General features: G+C 62.4%; 17 protein-coding genes. 7 read left to right on the top strand and 10 right to left on the bottom strand.

The annotated features are described in order from the left end of the window. The first annotated feature begins 777 nt into the window (after positions 1 to 777). From thrC to JQ609_RS32370, 4 genes are all read left to right on the top strand, one after another. Positions 778 to 2,196 (top strand): threonine synthase, encoded by a 1,419-nt coding sequence (thrC, locus tag JQ609_RS32385; RefSeq protein ID WP_212214666.1) that lies wholly within the window; start codon positions 778 to 780, stop codon positions 2,194 to 2,196. After that, the gene (locus JQ609_RS32380; protein ID WP_212214664.1) at positions 2,193 to 3,482 is read left to right on the top strand and encodes a pitrilysin family protein; all 1,290 of its coding nucleotides are present in this window, start codon (positions 2,193 to 2,195) and stop codon (positions 3,480 to 3,482) included. Before thrC ends, JQ609_RS32380 begins: the two co-directional genes overlap by 4 nt. A gap of 42 nt (positions 3,483 to 3,524) precedes the next feature. Further along, the gene (locus JQ609_RS32375; protein ID WP_192735366.1) at positions 3,525 to 4,112 is read left to right on the top strand and encodes a GNAT family N-acetyltransferase; all 588 of its coding nucleotides are present in this window, start codon (positions 3,525 to 3,527) and stop codon (positions 4,110 to 4,112) included. A 127-nt stretch (positions 4,113 to 4,239) separates the two neighbouring features. Then, a complete protein-coding gene (locus tag JQ609_RS32370; RefSeq protein ID WP_212214662.1) occupies positions 4,240 to 4,890 on the top strand; it encodes a hypothetical protein in 651 nt (216 codons plus the stop codon). A gap of 52 nt (positions 4,891 to 4,942) precedes the next feature. Here JQ609_RS32370 and JQ609_RS32365 read toward each other — a convergent pair whose 3' ends face one another. The 5 genes from JQ609_RS32365 to JQ609_RS32345 all read right to left on the bottom strand — a co-directional run bounded on the left by JQ609_RS32365 (position 4,943) and on the right by JQ609_RS32345 (position 7,544). Then, positions 4,943 to 5,428: an ATP F0F1 synthase subunit B gene (locus JQ609_RS32365; RefSeq protein WP_212276690.1), complete on the bottom strand. Its 486-nt coding sequence runs from the start codon at positions 5,426 to 5,428 to the stop codon at positions 4,943 to 4,945. Positions 5,429 to 5,431: 3 nt separating this feature from the next. Then, a complete protein-coding gene (locus JQ609_RS32360) occupies positions 5,432 to 6,004 on the bottom strand; it encodes a F0F1 ATP synthase subunit B' (RefSeq protein ID WP_212214660.1) in 573 nt (190 codons plus the stop codon). A 57-nt stretch (positions 6,005 to 6,061) separates the two neighbouring features. Beyond that, positions 6,062 to 6,292, bottom strand: coding sequence for a F0F1 ATP synthase subunit C (locus JQ609_RS32355; RefSeq protein ID WP_192735362.1), 231 nt, complete (start codon positions 6,290 to 6,292; stop codon positions 6,062 to 6,064). Between the two features lie 57 nt (positions 6,293 to 6,349). Continuing rightward, positions 6,350 to 7,099 carry a F0F1 ATP synthase subunit A gene (locus tag JQ609_RS32350; protein ID WP_212038434.1) on the bottom strand — a complete coding sequence of 250 codons (750 nt, stop codon included), beginning with the start codon at positions 7,097 to 7,099 and terminating at the stop codon, positions 6,350 to 6,352. Positions 7,100 to 7,172: 73 nt separating this feature from the next. After that, entirely contained in the window at positions 7,173 to 7,544 is a 372-nt protein-coding gene (locus JQ609_RS32345) for an AtpZ/AtpI family protein (RefSeq protein ID WP_212214658.1), read from the bottom strand. A 340-nt stretch (positions 7,545 to 7,884) separates the two neighbouring features. On the opposite strand from JQ609_RS32345, the gene JQ609_RS32340 reads away from it, so the two are divergent. The 3 genes from JQ609_RS32340 (at position 7,885) to JQ609_RS32330 (ending at position 9,772) form a co-directional block, all read left to right on the top strand. Continuing rightward, complete coding sequence (locus tag JQ609_RS32340; protein ID WP_212276682.1) at positions 7,885 to 8,520, top strand: 2-hydroxychromene-2-carboxylate isomerase; 636 nt, start codon at positions 7,885 to 7,887, stop codon at positions 8,518 to 8,520. A 77-nt stretch (positions 8,521 to 8,597) separates the two neighbouring features. Further along, positions 8,598 to 9,134 carry a hypothetical protein gene (locus JQ609_RS32335; protein WP_249128694.1) on the top strand — a complete coding sequence of 179 codons (537 nt, stop codon included), beginning with the start codon at positions 8,598 to 8,600 and terminating at the stop codon, positions 9,132 to 9,134. A 164-nt stretch (positions 9,135 to 9,298) separates the two neighbouring features. Next, on the top strand, positions 9,299 to 9,772 hold the full coding sequence (locus JQ609_RS32330; RefSeq protein ID WP_212276681.1) for a secondary thiamine-phosphate synthase enzyme YjbQ: 474 nt from the start codon (positions 9,299 to 9,301) through the stop codon (positions 9,770 to 9,772). 93 nt (positions 9,773 to 9,865) lie between these two features. Here the strand turns inward: JQ609_RS32330 and JQ609_RS32325 are convergent, their stop codons facing one another. The 5 genes from JQ609_RS32325 to JQ609_RS32305 form a co-directional block, all read right to left on the bottom strand. Next, positions 9,866 to 11,509: an MFS transporter gene (locus tag JQ609_RS32325; protein ID WP_212214640.1), complete on the bottom strand. Its 1,644-nt coding sequence runs from the start codon at positions 11,507 to 11,509 to the stop codon at positions 9,866 to 9,868. A 404-nt stretch (positions 11,510 to 11,913) separates the two neighbouring features. Continuing rightward, the gene (locus tag JQ609_RS32320; RefSeq protein WP_211997866.1) at positions 11,914 to 12,282 is read right to left on the bottom strand and encodes a hypothetical protein; all 369 of its coding nucleotides are present in this window, start codon (positions 12,280 to 12,282) and stop codon (positions 11,914 to 11,916) included. Between the two features lie 84 nt (positions 12,283 to 12,366). Then, the gene (locus tag JQ609_RS32315; protein ID WP_211997865.1) at positions 12,367 to 12,690 is read right to left on the bottom strand and encodes a hypothetical protein; all 324 of its coding nucleotides are present in this window, start codon (positions 12,688 to 12,690) and stop codon (positions 12,367 to 12,369) included. Then, positions 12,687 to 13,007 (bottom strand): hypothetical protein, encoded by a 321-nt coding sequence (locus JQ609_RS32310; protein ID WP_212276680.1) that lies wholly within the window; start codon positions 13,005 to 13,007, stop codon positions 12,687 to 12,689. The genes JQ609_RS32315 and JQ609_RS32310 overlap by 4 nt, the downstream gene beginning before the upstream one ends. Positions 13,008 to 13,178: 171 nt before the next feature. After that, positions 13,179 to 15,158: a sodium:solute symporter family protein gene (locus tag JQ609_RS32305; RefSeq protein ID WP_212214636.1), complete on the bottom strand. Its 1,980-nt coding sequence runs from the start codon at positions 15,156 to 15,158 to the stop codon at positions 13,179 to 13,181. Positions 15,159 to 15,169: the final 11 nt, after the last annotated feature.

Below are 15,169 nucleotides of genomic sequence, written 5' to 3'. Positions count from 1 at the left end.
GCCATCCCGTCCTGGTCAGAAGGGCGTCGGCCGTCGTCACGGACGTTGGGCGGGTTGCGGTGGGCGCTGGTTTACGCCTCGACGACGGCGTGGATGAGCGTACGGCAAAACCGTGTGGTCCTGGCACCCGTTGCAGGTGTCAAGCTGTCGGGTAGGCGAGAGCCGAACGGCAGCGACGGAGTCAACCAAGAACTCGTCTCCGGGGAGATCACGGCATAAGCCGTAAAGCCATTGCGCAGGGAAGGCCGGGTGTTCTCCGCTGCCCTGTATGCTCGTGTGCAGCTTTCTTTGCACTATTCGCACACGAGACCGCGGGTGCAGCGCGCACCCGGTCTTCCCTGCGCCCTCTATTTTCGAGGGCAAGGAATTTCTGGCAAAGCTCGGGCGCATCGCGTCGCGAGAATGCGAAACTGCGTTTAGGCCACGGTGCAGCAACAGACACCGCCGTCGTCCCGGCCTTGAGCCGGGACCCATAACCACAGGAAGAAGTTTTGCGGATGGTCTCTGTTACCGAGCCTCTTCGAAAGATCACGCGGTATGGGTCCCCCGATGCGCAATTGCGCATCTGAGCTCAAGGCCGGGACGACCGTTCGTTGGGAGGCAAGAGCGGCGCGCAAATCGCACCAAAGCCCTTACCCCGCACTCACCTTTTCGCCATTGCGGCATTTCACAAGGAGCAAAAACGCTTTAAGGTGCCGCGCGCTTTGTCGTTGGCGAAGGGTAATAATTCACAGATATCAAAGGGTTAGCGGAAGGCTAACGCCTTTGGAGGGCGGTTTGACGCGGTATATTTCGACGCGGGGGGAAGCTCCCACCCTGGGTTTTTGCGATGTGATGCTGACCGGGCTTGCCCGCGACGGCGGTCTCTATGTGCCTGAAACCTGGCCGCAGCTTTCGCCCGAGACCATCGCTGGATTTTTCGGACGGCCCTATTGGGAAGTCGCGGTCGAGGTGATCAGGCCGTTCGCCGGGGCTGAAATCTCCGACGCCGATCTCGGCCGCATGGCCAATGAAGCCTACGCCACCTTCCGCCATCCCGCTGTCGTGCCGCTGCGGCAGACCGGCTCCAGCCAGTTCGTGCTCGAACTTTTCCACGGTCCGACGCTCGCGTTCAAGGACGTCGCGATGCAGTTGATCTCGCGGCTGATGGATCACGTGCTGGCCAAGCGCGCGCAGCGCACCACCATCGTCGTGGCGACCTCGGGCGATACCGGCGGTGCGGCGGTCGACGCCTTTGCCGGTCTCGACAATGTCGATCTGATCGTGCTGTTTCCGCATGGCCGCATTTCCGACGTGCAGCGGCGGATGATGACGACGACGGGCGCGGCCAACGTGCACGCGCTGGCGATCGAAGGCAATTTCGACGACTGCCAGGCGATCGTGAAGGAGATGTTCAATCATCACGGCTTTCGCGATGCGGTCTCGCTGTCGGGTGTCAATTCGATCAACTGGGCGCGGGTGGTTGCGCAGGTGGTCTATTATTTTACCTCGGCGGTGGCGCTCGGCGCGCCCGCGCGCACGGTCGATTTCACGGTGCCGACCGGGAATTTCGGCGACATCTTTGCCGGCTACGTCGCCAAGAAAATGGGCCTGCCGATCCGTTGGCTGCGCATTGCCTCCAACATCAACGACATCCTGCCGCGCACGCTGAAGACCGGCATCTACGAGGTGCGCGAGGTGCACGCTTCTGCCTCGCCCTCGATGGATATCCAGGTGTCCTCCAATTTCGAGCGGCTGCTGTTCGAGGCTGGTCAACGCGATGCCGCCAGCGTGCGGCGGCTGATGGGCTCGCTGAAACAGTCCGGGCGTTTCGTGCTGCCGGACGCGACGCTGGCCGCGATCCGCGAGGAGTTCGACGCCGGGCGCGCCGACGAGACCGAGACGGCGGCGGCGATCCGCGCCGCCTGGCGGGAGGCCGGCGACCTCGTCGATCCCCATACCGCGGTGGCGCTGGCGGTGGCCGATCGCGACACCTCGGATTCCAGGATTCCCAATATCGTGCTGTCGACCGCCCATCCGGCCAAATTCCCCGATGCGGTCGAGGCCGCCTGCGGCGTGCGACCGCAGTTGCCGGCCTGGCTCGACGGCCTGATGACCAAATCTGAACACATCACGGTGATGAAAAACGATTCAGCCGAAGTGGAGCGATTCGTGCGCTCGGTGAGCCGTGCCGCGAAGCAGGGAGTTACCGGATGAGCGTCGACGTCACCAAGCTAGCATCCGGCCTTACCGTCATTACCGACAGCATGCCGCATCTGGAGACCGCCGCCCTTGGCGTGTGGGCCGGCGTCGGCGGCCGCGACGAAAAGCCCGACGAGCACGGCATCTCGCATCTGCTCGAACACATGGCATTCAAAGGCACCACGCGGCGCTCCTCGCGCGAGATCGTGGAAGAGATCGAAGCGGTCGGCGGCGACCTCAATGCGGGGACCTCGACCGAAACCACCGCGTATTATGCGCGGGTGCTGAAGGCCGACGTGCCGCTGGCGCTCGACGTGCTCTCCGACATCCTCGCCAATCCGTCCTTCGTGCCGGACGAACTCGAGCGCGAGAAGGGCGTCATCGCGCAGGAAATCGGCGCCGCGCAGGATACGCCGGACGACGTCGTGTTCGAGCATCTCAACGAGCTCTGCTATCCGGACCAGCCGATGGGGCGATCGCTGCTCGGCACCACCAAGACGCTGAAGAAATTCGATCGCGACATGCTGCGCGGCTATCTCACCCGGCATTATCGCGGGCCGGACATGGTGGTGGCGGCCGCGGGCGCGGTCGATCACAAGCGCGTCGTCGAGGAAGTGACGGAGCGCTTTGCGAGTTTTGAAGCAACGCCGGCGCCGAAACCGCAAGCAGCGATGTTCGGCAAGGGCGGCTCGCGCGTGGTGCATCGCGACCTCGAACAGGCGCATATGACGCTGGCGCTCGAGGGCGTGCCGCAGACCGACCTGTCGCTGTTCTCGCTGCAGGTGTTCACCAACACGCTCGGCGGCGGGATGTCGTCGCGGCTGTTCCAGGAAGTCCGCGAGAAGCGCGGCCTGTGCTACTCGATCTACACCTTCCATGCGCCCTATAGCGACACCGGCTTTTTCGGCCTCTATACCGGCACCGATCCGAACGACGCGCCGGAAATGATGGAAGTGATCGTCGACGTCATCAACGACGCGGTGGAAACCCTGACCGAGGCCGAGATCGCCCGCGCCAAGGCGCAGATGAAGGCGGGGCTTTTGATGGCGCTGGAAAGCTGCTCCTCCCGCGCTGAGCAGCTCGCCCGCCATATGCTGGCGTACGGCCGGCCGTTGACGGCGGAGGAACTGGTCGCCCGGATCGACGCGGTCAGCGTCGAATCGACCCGCAATGCCGCGCGGGGACTGCTTTCGCGCAGCCGGCCGGCGGTCGTGGCGCTCGGCAGCGGCAGGGGTCTGGACACGGCGGTGACTTTTGCGGAAGGATTGACCAAGGTGAAGGCCAAGACCTTGTTACATTAAGACGCCACTCCACGTGAAAGAGAGCGTCCTGGGAGTTAGGGCATGGCCCTGTTTCGGTTGCCATCCAGCGGACCGGCCGCACTCGTGCCGCGCGGCCACGGCCTGTTGCTGCGCGCGCCGCAGATGGCGGATTTCCTGCAATGGGCGCAATTGCGCGAATCGAGCCGCGCCTATCTGACGCCGTGGGAACCGATCTGGCCGTCGGACGATCTCACCCGGGCCGGCTTCCGGCGGCGGCTGCGGCGCTATGCCGAGGACATCGCGGCCGACCGGTCCTATCCGTTCATCATTTTCCGCGAATCTGACGGCACCATGATCGGCGGCATCACGCTCGCCAATGTCCGCCGCGGCATCGTGCAGGCCGGCACCATCGGCTATTGGGTCGGCCAGCCCCATGCCCATCGCGGTTACATGACGACGGCGCTGCGGGTGCTGCTGCCGTCGCTGTTCGGCGAGCTCAATTTGCACCGTATCGAGGCGGCCTGCATTCCCACCAATACGCCCTCGATCCGGGTACTGGAGAAATGCGGCTTTACCCGCGAGGGGCTGGCGCGGCGCTATCTGTGCATCAACGGGGTCTGGCAGGACCATCTGCTGTTCGGCATGCTGCATGAGGATTTCCGCGGCTAACCCATGATTTCAGGGCCTTGCCGGGTGCCGCACGCGCCTTTAGGTGGCCTTGGGTTCGCCGCCATTGGCCTGCTATAAGGCCGCCGGGAACATGACTTCGAGATGACGTGGATGGCAGGGACGTCGCATGGGTGACATCAGGTTGTTGAGAGTAGCGCTCGCCGCCACGGTCGTGGCCGGGCTCGGCTGCGGCCTCGTCCAGCCTGCGTCGGCGCAGTCGCTGACCGACCGCTTCAAGGGCCTGTTCGGCGGTAAGTCGGACGAGCCGGCTCCGGCGCCAGGCGCTGCGCCGAAAGCCGAAGAGGATATCGGCGACCTGACCTGTCCGGAGGTGAGGGTCAGGGCCGGCGCGTCGACCTATGCCGTGGCCGCGCCCGGCAAGCAGCCGGTCGGCAACGATTTGCGCTTCCAGGCGACCATCGGCAAGACGGCGCGGGAATGCAGCCTCAATGGCGGCGTCATTACCGCGCGGATCGGGATTCAGGGGCGCGTCATTGCCGGTCCCGCCGGCGCGCCGTCGTCGGTGCAGGTTCCGCTTCGCGTCGCGGTGGTGCAAGGCGGGATCAGCGAAAAGACCATCGCCACCAAGGCCTATCAGACCACGGTCAGCATGACCGAGACCGGCAGCGAGCCGTTTACGCTGGTGGCCGAAGATCTGGTCTATCCGGTGCCTGCGCCCGGAACCAGCGACAACTACATCTTCTACATCGGCTTCGACCCGCAGGCCCTGAAGCCGGAGCGGCCGGCGCCGCGCAAGAAGGCGGCGCCCACGCAATAAAAAACCGGCGCGAAATGATCGCGCCGGCTTGCGTCTCTTGATTTGAAACCGCTCAGTTCAGCTTGGCGCGAACCTCGGCGATACCCTTGGCCATCAGGTCATCGGCCACCGAGCCCTTCACCGACTGCGACAGGATGGTCGACGCTGCGGCCACTGCGGCATTGGCCGCGGCGGAACGGACGTCGGCGAGCGCCTGCGCTTCGGCGAGGGCGATCTTGCTCTCGGCGGTCTTGGTGCGGCGGGCGACGAAGTCTTCCATCTTGGCCTTGGCTTCGACCGCGATCCGCTCGGCTTCGGCCTTGGCGTTGGAGATGATTTCCTCGGCCTCACGCTCGGCGCTGGTGCGCTTGGTCTTGTATTCCGCGAGCAATGCGGCGGCCTCGTCCTTCAGGCGGCGGGCGTCGTCGAGTTCGGCCTTGATGCGTTCGGCGCGATGGTCGAGCGCCTTGAGCACCGTGCGATGGATGCCGAGATAGGCAAACAGCGCCAGCAGGATGACGAACGCAATGGCAACCCAGGTTTCTGGCTCGGCGAACATCATTTATCCCTTCAACGAAGCATCGACGGCGCTGTTCAGCGCACCGCCGTCGGGCAGCACGCCGGTCAGCCGCTGCACGATCGCGCCAGCCGCATCCGCGGCGATGCCACGGACGTTGCTCATGGCGGTCTCGCGCGTCGCCGCGATGGTTTTCTCGGCCTGGGCGAGCTTGGCGGAGAGCTGGTCTTCCAGCGTCTTGCGCTCGGCTTCCGAGGCTGCGTTCAGCTTCTCGCGGGTCTCGGCGCCGATGGCCTGGGCGCGGGAGCGCGCCGAAGCCAGGTCGGCTTCATACGCCTTCAGCGCCGCGGCCGACTCGTCCTTCAGCTTCTGCGCTGCGGCCAGATCGCCTTCGATCGCGTTCTGACGTGCATCGATCACGCCGCCGACGCGCGGCAGCGCAATGCGCGACACGATCAGGTAAAGCGCGACGAACGCGATGGCCAGCGACACCAGCTGCGACGCGAAGGTGCTCGACTCGAACGGAGGAAATCCTCCGCCGTGATGGCCACCATCGGCTTCGGTGTGGGCGCCGGTCTTCTGGCCCTTGGCGGGGGCGCCCTGACTCTTTTCAGCCACGGGGAACTCCTGTTGCTGTCATGCGCGCCGCCGGAGGGCGGCGCGGGAAGGTGCAGCTCAGAGCGGAACGAACAGCAGCAGCAGCGCGATCAGCAGCGAGAAAATGCCGAGCGCTTCGGTCACGGCGAAGCCGAAGATCAGGTTGCCGAACTGGCCCTGGGCTGCGGAAGGATTGCGCACCGCTGCGGCGAGGTAGTTGCCGAAGATGATGCCCACGCCGACGCCCGCGCCGCCCATGCCGATGCATGCGATGCCCGCGCCGATGAGTTTTGCTGCTGATGCTTCCATTTTCTTGAGCTCCTTAGAGGGATAGACGAAGTTGTGGGTGGGAATTCTCCGGACCGCTTAGTGTCCCGGATGAATGGCGTCGTTGAGGTAGATGCAGGTGAGGATCGCGAACACGTAGGCCTGCAGGAACGCGACCAGCAGTTCCAGCGCGGTCAAGGCGACGGTGAGCGCCAGCGGCAGGATGCCGCCGATCCAGCCGACCGCGCCCAGCGAGACGCCGAGCATCGCGACGAAGCCCGCGAACACCTTCAGCGCGATGTGCCCGGCCAGCATGTTGGCAAACAGACGCACGCTGTGCGAAACCGGCCGCAGGAAGAACGACAGAATTTCGATGAACATGACCAGCGGCAGGATGTAGATCGGAACGCCGGAGGGAACGAAAATCTTGAAGAACTTGAGGCCGTTCTTGTAGAGGCCGTAGAACAGCACGGTGAAGAACACCAGGAACGCCAGCGCGGCGGTCACGATGATGTGGCTCGAAATCGTGAACGTGTAGGGAATGATGCCGACGAGGTTCGAGACGCAGATGAACATGAACAGCGTGAAGATCAGCGGGAAGAACTTCATGCCTTCCGAGCCGGCGGTGCTGCGGATGGTGCTGGCGACGAACTCGTAGGAGATTTCGGCGACCGACTGGAAACGGCCGGGAACCAGCTGCCGCCCGCCACCGAGCATCAGCACCGCAGTCAGCGCCACCGCGATGAACATGTAGAGCGACGAGTTGGTGAAGGCGATCGTCTGATTGCCGATATGGCCGATCGTGAAGAGGGGCTCGATGTTGAACTGATGAATCGGGTCGATTTTCATCCGCGCGGGCCTTGGTCCGCCGGCCTAGATTGCCGGCAATCGAATTTCAAATGTCGTGACTTCCCGTCGGCGCTCAGCGTTTGCCCGAGGCTACGCCCGCGTATCTCACCACGTTGACCACGCCGGCGACGAAGCCGAGCAGTAAAAACACGATGAAACCGAACGGCGATGTCGACAACAACCAGTCGAAACCCCAGCCAATCCCTGCCCCGACGACAACGCCCGCAACCAACTCCGAGGAAAGGCGGAAACCAAGCGCCATCGCCGAAGCTCTGGCCGCCCTGTCGCCGCTTTCAGTACCGGGTTGATCAGTCCTGATTTTTCGGCTGTCACGAATTTCGGACAACCGGTGATCGAGACTTCCGAGCCTTGCGGAAAGCGCAGCTTCATCGGACGACGATTGATCGCGATTTCCACCTGCGTTGTCGCTTTTGTCTTGGGCCATGCCCAAGACATTAAACGATGCTGCGGTTGATGGAAATTACGCCCGTCACCCTTAAAAGCCGCGCGGACCATACTTACCACGTCTAATCAAGTCAAGATTGCGCCGTAACCAGTTAGTGCTTTGATTTCGCTGGATTTATTTAGAGATATTCCACGAGCCTGTGGACCCGTCATCGCAGTGCAGCAGCAAAAACGTTTTGAAGTGGAGCAGAGGCTGCTTCGCGCCCGGAAAACCCGTTCGAACAAAAGACCCCTGGCGCGGCAAGGGGCGATCTTGCGCCGATTCGGTTGACCTGTTGGGATGCCGCTAGCGCCTGTCATCAGCCGTTCCCGGAGCCCGCATGCCGCGCCAGGTAGACTACTATTTCTCGTTTCAATCGCCGTGGGCCTATATCGGCCATGGGCCGTTTAGCGAGCTCGTAAGTACCTATGATCTCAAGGTAAATCACAAGCCCGTGGTGCTGGTCGATCTGTTCTCGGAAACCGGCGGGTTGCCGCTGATGAAGCGCCATCCGGTGCGGCAGCGCTACCGGATGGTCGAGCTGCAGCGCTGGCGCGACAAGCGCGGCCTGAAATTCCATCTTCAACCCGCGAATTGGCCGTTCAACGCACGACTCGCCGACGGCGTCGTGATCGCGGCGATCGAGGCCGGGCTCGATCCCGATCGGTTTCTGCGGCGGGGATTTGCCGGCGTGTGGGAGGATCAGCTCAATCTGGCCGATCCTGCGACGATTGCGCAGCTGGCCGACGAATCCGGGCTGCCCGGCAAGCAATTGGTGGAGCGATCCGCCACTGATGCGATCAGCGCGGCCTATGAGCAGAATCGCCAGGATGCGCTGGCGGCCGACGTGTTCGGCTCGCCGGTCTATGTGCTGGATGGCGAAGTGTTCTGGGGACAGGACCGGATAGAATTGCTGGGAGATGCGTTGAAGTCCGGCCGCGCGGCCTATAGCTCAAAGGTCCAGGGCGTTACGTGATGAGGCGTCGTGTGATGCGCCTGTGTGTGTCCTGGCGGTTGAGGAAACCGGTACTGTCTTTAAGGCGGAGCAAGCCCATGAGCACAGCGTCGTCCTCCAGAATGTTTCTCTGCAGATTGTTTCTCTCCGTTGTTGCCGTGCTGGCGCTGGGTGTTGCCGGCGCCAGCGCCGCGCCTCCGAAGGCGATGCCGGATACCGAGAACGGCCGTTATGCGCTGTCCTCGACGGCGGATGGCGTGCTGCGGCTCGATACCCGAACCGGCGCGATTTCGACCTGCAGCAATTCGGGGGCGGGGTGGGCCTGCTACGCGGTGCCCGACGAGCGTGCGGCGCTGGATGTGGAGATCGGCCGGCTGCAGGCCGACAATGAAAAGCTCAGGAAGGAGCTCGCTTCGCGCGAGCCGACCGTTGCCGGCAAGATCGAAGAGCCGATGCCGAAATCCGACTCGCTGAAGAAGAGCGAACCGAAGATCGTCGAGGGCGAGCGCAAGATTGAAATTCCACTGCCGAGCGATCGCGACATGGATCGCATGATGTCGTTCCTGGAGCGGGCCTGGAAGCGATTGATCGAGATGGCCAACCGCGTGCAGAAGGACGTCAACGGCAGGATTTGACGCTGTCGTCCCTGCGAACGCAGGGACCCATAGCCACAGGGCGTTATTGTTCGAAGGAAGTCGTCGACCACTGCCTTTCATCAGCACGGCCGCAGCGTATGGGTCCCCCGATGCGCAATTGCGCATCTGAGCTCAAGGCCGGGACGACGAAGAGATGAGGCCTTATGTCCCAACCCAAATCGCTCACCCGCACGCCACCCTCCAGCGTCACGGCGACGACCATCGTCTCCTCGCTGCTGACTGTGCAAACAGCAGGTGCGGGGTTTACCGACCTCACCGCCGAAGTCGCAAAATTCGTGCGCGAGGCCGGCGCGCGCGAAGGGGCGGTGACGCTGTTCATCCGCCACACCTCGGCGTCGCTGACGATCCAGGAAAATGCCGATCCGACGGTGCTGGGCGATCTCATGACGGCGCTGAGCCGGGCCGCGCCGGAAAACGCCGGATGGCGCCATGACACCGAAGGTCCAGATGACATGCCCGCGCATATCAAGACCATGCTGACCGCGACCTCGCTGCAGGTCCCGGTGCTGCGCAGCGCGCTGGCGCTGGGAACATGGCAGGGGATCTATCTGATCGAGCACCGGGCGCGGCCGCATCGGCGCGAGATCGTGTTGCAGTTTATCGGCGCGACGGCTTAAGGCGCGCCCGCCAAAAACAGAACCGGCCGCGGATCGCTCCGTGGCCGGTTCGTGTTGTGATCGTCCGCCGGCTGCCCGGCGGACGAAATCCGGTTACTTCGTGATGTCGACGTCCTTGGTTTCCGGCAGGAAGAAGAAGCCGACGACCGCGGTGATCGATGCGAAGATGATCGGGTACCAGAGGCCGGCGTAGATATCGCCGGTCGAGGCCACGATCGCGAACGAGGTCGCGGGCAACAGACCGCCGAACCAGCCGTTGCCGATGTGGTAGGGCAGCGACATCGAGGTGTAGCGGATCTTGGTCGGGAACAGTTCGACCAGCATCGCCGCGATCGGCCCGTACACCATGGTGACGAAGATCACCAGGATGAACAACAGCCCGATCACCGCGGCGACCCGCGGTTTGAAGATGTCGAACGGGTGCGCCATCTTCACGATCTGGGCGTCGCCGGCCTTCGGATAGCCTGCAGCCTGCACCGCCGCCAGCACCGCCGGGTTGGATGTCTTGGCATCCGTGTAAGCCACGTCCTTGCCGTTGACGACGAGCTTCACGCCGGTGCCCTCGTAGCGGGTCGAATACTTGACCGACTGCTGGGCGAGATAGGCGCGGGCGGTGTCGCAAGGTGCGGTGAAGACGCGGGTGCCGACAGGGTTGAACAGATCGCCGCAGGCCTTGGCATCGGCGACGACCTCGACCTTCACGGTTTCGATCGCCTTTTCCAGCGCCGGGTTGGCGTTGCTGGTGATCATCTTGAAGATCGGAAAGAACGTCAGCGCCGCGATCAGGCAGCCTGCCAGAATGATCGGCTTGCGGCCGATCTTGTCGGACAGCGCGCCGAACACGATGAAGAAGCCGGTGCCGAGCAGCAGTGACCACGCAATCAGCAGGTTGGCGGTATAGCCGTCGACCTTGAGGATCGATTGCATGAAGAACAGCGCGTAGAACTGGCCCGTGTACCAGACCACGCCCTGGCCCATCACGCCGCCGATCAGCGCGATAATTACGATCTTGGCGTTGCTCCAGTTGGCGAAGGCTTCGGTCAGCGGAGCCTTGGAGCTCTTGCCCTCGTCCTTCATCTTCTGGAACACCGGCGATTCGTTCAGGCGAAGCCGGATCCAGACCGAGATGCCGAGCAGCAAGACCGACACCAGGAACGGAATACGCCAACCCCATGCGGCGAAATCAGGCTCGCCTAGCGCCGTACGGGTGAACAGGATCACCAGCAGCGACAGGAACAGGCCGAGCGTTGCCGTGGTCTGGATGAACGAGGTGTAGTAGCCGCGTTTGCCCATCGGGGCATGTTCGGCCACGTAGGTCGCCGCACCTCCGTATTCGCCGCCGAGCGCGAGGCCCTGCAGCAGGCGCAAACCGATCAGGATGATCGGCGCCGCAATGCCGATGGTCGCCGCGTTGGGCAGGATGCCGACGATGAAGGTCGACAGGCCCATGATCAGAATGGTGACGAGGAAGGTGTATTTGCGGCCGACGATGTCGCCGACCCGGCCGAACACGATGGCGCCGAACGGGCGGACGATGAAGCCCGCGGCGAACGCCAGCAGCGCGAATATGTCGCGGGTGGCCTGGTTGAACATCGGCTGATTGGTTGCGGGATCAATGACGCCGAAGAACTGTGCGCCGATCACGCTGGCAAGCGAACCGAACAGGTAGAAGTCGTACCATTCGAACACGGTACCGAGTGACGAAGCCAGAATGACGAAACGTTCGTCCTTCGTCATTCCCCCGGTTCTAACTTTTTCCGTTGCCGCCATAGTGGACATTTCGATCGCTCCCCGTTTTTTGTAAAACACGAACACGTGCGTTGCGTCTGTTCGACGCGCAATTAATTGCGAGCCTAACTACATGTTCGAGAAGCGTGCCCCAATAGTACTTTAGTACTTTTGGATGGCATCGATCAGCCGCACCTGCGGTCAGGTTGGCGGACGTGGTCGCTGCGAGAGCATGATAGCGCCCGCCGAATCGCGGCGGACAATGCTGATTTTACCGCGACATATGAGCTTCGCGTTCCAGGCCTGGGTCTTTGGAAATGCCCCAGCTCATGCTCAAAACTGCAAACCACTTAGACAAAAGTCGGGACCCTTGTTGCGCCGGAATCCTGCCCACTATTGATGCAGTTTCCAAACTAAAGTCCAATAACGGAGAAGAACAGCGCGATGCTCCACATCACAATGGAGATGATCGCGGTCCAGCTCGCGAACAGCAAGTAGGTCTCGCGCATGACCGTCGAAATCGTCCTTTGAGCGAAGGCCTGGGGCGGACGTTTCTCCTTCGGAAGATAGAGCCACATCTCGGTCCGGCGGTGGTCCTTCGTTCGGGCTTCACGGGCCTTCAGAACGAGGACAAGTGTCATCGCCATGCTCAGAAACCCTCCCGCCTGAAAGGCAGAACGCGGCAGGAAGGACAGGCCGATCATGACGCAGAAAATGGCCAGCGACGCGAACCCGCATGCGCGCAGCACCGTTTCATAGGCAATACGGCGCATCTCTTCCATGATCCGCCACGCTCCGTCGCCAGCAAGCACCTGACGCTCAGCGTAGCGCCAAGGTCCCTCGCTCTCAACCTCAGGACTGTTCGGCTAGAGGCCGATTTTGAGAAAATTGCCGGCGGCGGGCAGCGCGAGTAGCGCTGTTCCGGCAAGCCAGATCCAGAGCGAGACATTGTTCGATTCCGGTGCGCGGGTGGCCCGTTCGTAAACTGCCGCCGGAATCCCGCCGAGGATGACGGTTGCGGTGGAAACCATCAGCGACGCGAACATCAGCGTCAATGACAGGCTGCCAAACAGCAGGGGGCCGATGAGCGGCTGAACGTACAGCAATGCGAAAATCAGCGCGAGCTGATTGAATATCCCGTTGATCATTCCGAAGAACGCAATTCCGATGAAATAGAAATTGCGGTTCATGGCGCGGCTCCGCCGAACCTGGGCGCGAGATTCAACACCAGTAACGTGTAGTGAAACAGCACGCGCAGCCAGAACATCCAGACGAAGCCGAACAGCCACAGCACGGGGGGAGGGGTAATCTTCGGGGTTACGATCGCGAGGACGGCGATCACGGGATCGGTAATCCGGCAAAAGAATCGCCAGATATAGTTCGGCGAATCCGCGTCGACCATCAGGCCGAGCAGGAGCCGGCCGAGCATCGTGTACATCAGCGCCGCCAGCACGAAATTCGGCAGATGGAAATACCAATAGCTGGCGAATGAAGTTGCCGTATCCAAAGTCCAATGCTCCCGCAGTGCTTCAGCTATCGACGAATCGAGATGTGTCACGGCACCACGATCGTGGTCAACAATGGCAAGTGGCGACTTTCCCGGCAAGCGATGTCGTGGCTCAAGGAAAACAAAACGGGGCCCTGAGGGCCCCGTTTGCCGATATCAGTCGTTGCGCTCTTAAGTGGTCCTCTCTTCGAGCACCGTCCTGCCACGCGGTTTGCGGATATCGTCCACATAGGCCTGCATTTCCCTCGACGGCTCCTTGCCGAGCAGGCTGACGATGTAGATGACCGCGAAGCCGAGCGGCGTTCCCAGCAACCCGCAGGCGATATTGTTGAGGTCGAACCATCCGACCTTGTTCGCCATCGGGTGGGCCAGTGTTGGGAAACTCTCCATGGCATTGGGTAATGCCATGGCTTTCGCGATGTCGACCAGCGGAAGTCCCGTCAGTGGGTTGGTCAGCGAAGTCATGCCGAAATACGCCACGCCGGCGCCCGGGAAGTAGCGGGTGGTCACGAGATAGAACAGGCATAGTCCGAAGCCGGCAATGATGCCGCAGATTGCTCCCGTCGCCGTCGTGCGTTTCCACCAGACGCCCATCACGAGCGCCGGGAAGTTGCCCGCCATCGCCAGTGAGAACGCCCAGCCGACCATGGCCAGGATATCTGCCGGCTTGGTAGCTGCCGTCGCGGCCGCAATCACGGCGACGACGACCAGCAGGGCGCGCGCCACGGTGAGCCGGCGCATGGTCGGTGCGTTGGGGTCGATCATCTTGTAGTAGACGTCGTGCGACAACGCGTTGGCGATGGCGAGCAGCAGCCCGTCAGCGGTGGACAACGCGGCGGCAAGGCCGCCCGCCGCCACCAGACCCGAGATCACATAGGGAAGTCCCGCGATCTCCGGGGTGGAGAGCACGATCACGTCGGTGTTGATCACGAAGTCCTGCAGCCTGACGACACCGGGATGACCGGCAATGGCCTTGCAGGCTGCAACGATGGCGTCGATATTGGCCGCGTTCTTGCCGCAGATCTGGATCAGCCCGAGTTCACCCCAGTTGAACAACCATGGGCGGATGGACGTCAGGTCGCGCCCGATGATGTTGGTGTAAACTTCCAGCTTCGAGAACGCCGCGTAGGCCGGCGCCGAGAAGTACAGCAGGAAGATGAACAGCAGCGACCATGCCACCGACTGGCGTGCCTCACGTACCGAGGGGGTGGTGAAGTAGCGCATCAGGATATGCGGCAGCGAAGCCGTTCCGACCATCATGCACATGATGATCGCGAAGAAGTTCAGCGGACTGTAGTTGATGAAAGGCTGAATATGCGGCTTGAGGTTTGCCACCGTCGCAAGGCCGGTCGCCAGCATCTGCTGCTCCCGCGCCGTAATCTCCGCGATCGCCTGCCCATAGGTGAGTTCCGGAATCGGAATTCCGTATTTCTTGGTGGACAGGATCACGATGGGGGTCAGATAAGCGATGATCAGCACGACGTACTGCGCGATCTGCGTCCAGGTCACCGCCCGCATGCCGCCCAGCATCGCGCAGAGCAGAATGCCGACCAGCCCGGCGAAAACTGCAAGTTCGAACTGCATCCCGAGGAATCGCGAGGCAATGAGACCGGTGCCGTAGATCTGCGCAGTCACATAGGTGAAGGAGCAGCAAACGAGCACGATCACGCCGAGCGCGCGCGCGAAGTTTCCGCCGTACCGGAACGACAGGAAGTCGGGCACCGTATAGGCGCCGAACTTGCGCAGATATGGCCCGATCAGGATCGATACCAGCACGAATCCGCCGGTCCATCCGAGCACCCATGCGAGGCCGTCGTAACCCAGCAGGAAAAGGGTGCCGGCCATGCCTACGAAGGACGCCGCCGACATCCAGTCGGCGCCCGTCGCCATTCCGTTGTAGAAAGCCGGAACGCGCCGTCCGGCCACGTAATACTCCGAGACTTCAGCGGTTCGCGTCATCACGCCGATGATGGCGTAGACCGCGAGCGTGAAGAACACGAACAGGTAGCCGAGAATTTTGTTCGGAACACCCATCTGCTCCATAAGTGCGAGCAGAAGGATGAACGCGATGAAGCCGCCGGTATAGGTGCCGTACATCTTGCCCAGATTCTTGATGAAATCCGAGCTTTTGGCAGAAGCTTCTGTGGCCATGATCTCTTCCC

The sequence above is a fragment of the Bradyrhizobium sp. AUGA SZCCT0169 genome (assembly GCF_018130085.1).
In the GTDB taxonomy this organism is placed as follows: domain Bacteria; phylum Pseudomonadota; class Alphaproteobacteria; order Rhizobiales; family Xanthobacteraceae; genus Bradyrhizobium.
The sequence above is the reverse complement of the archived record's forward strand: the minus strand, read 5'-3'. Positions and strand labels throughout refer to the sequence as shown.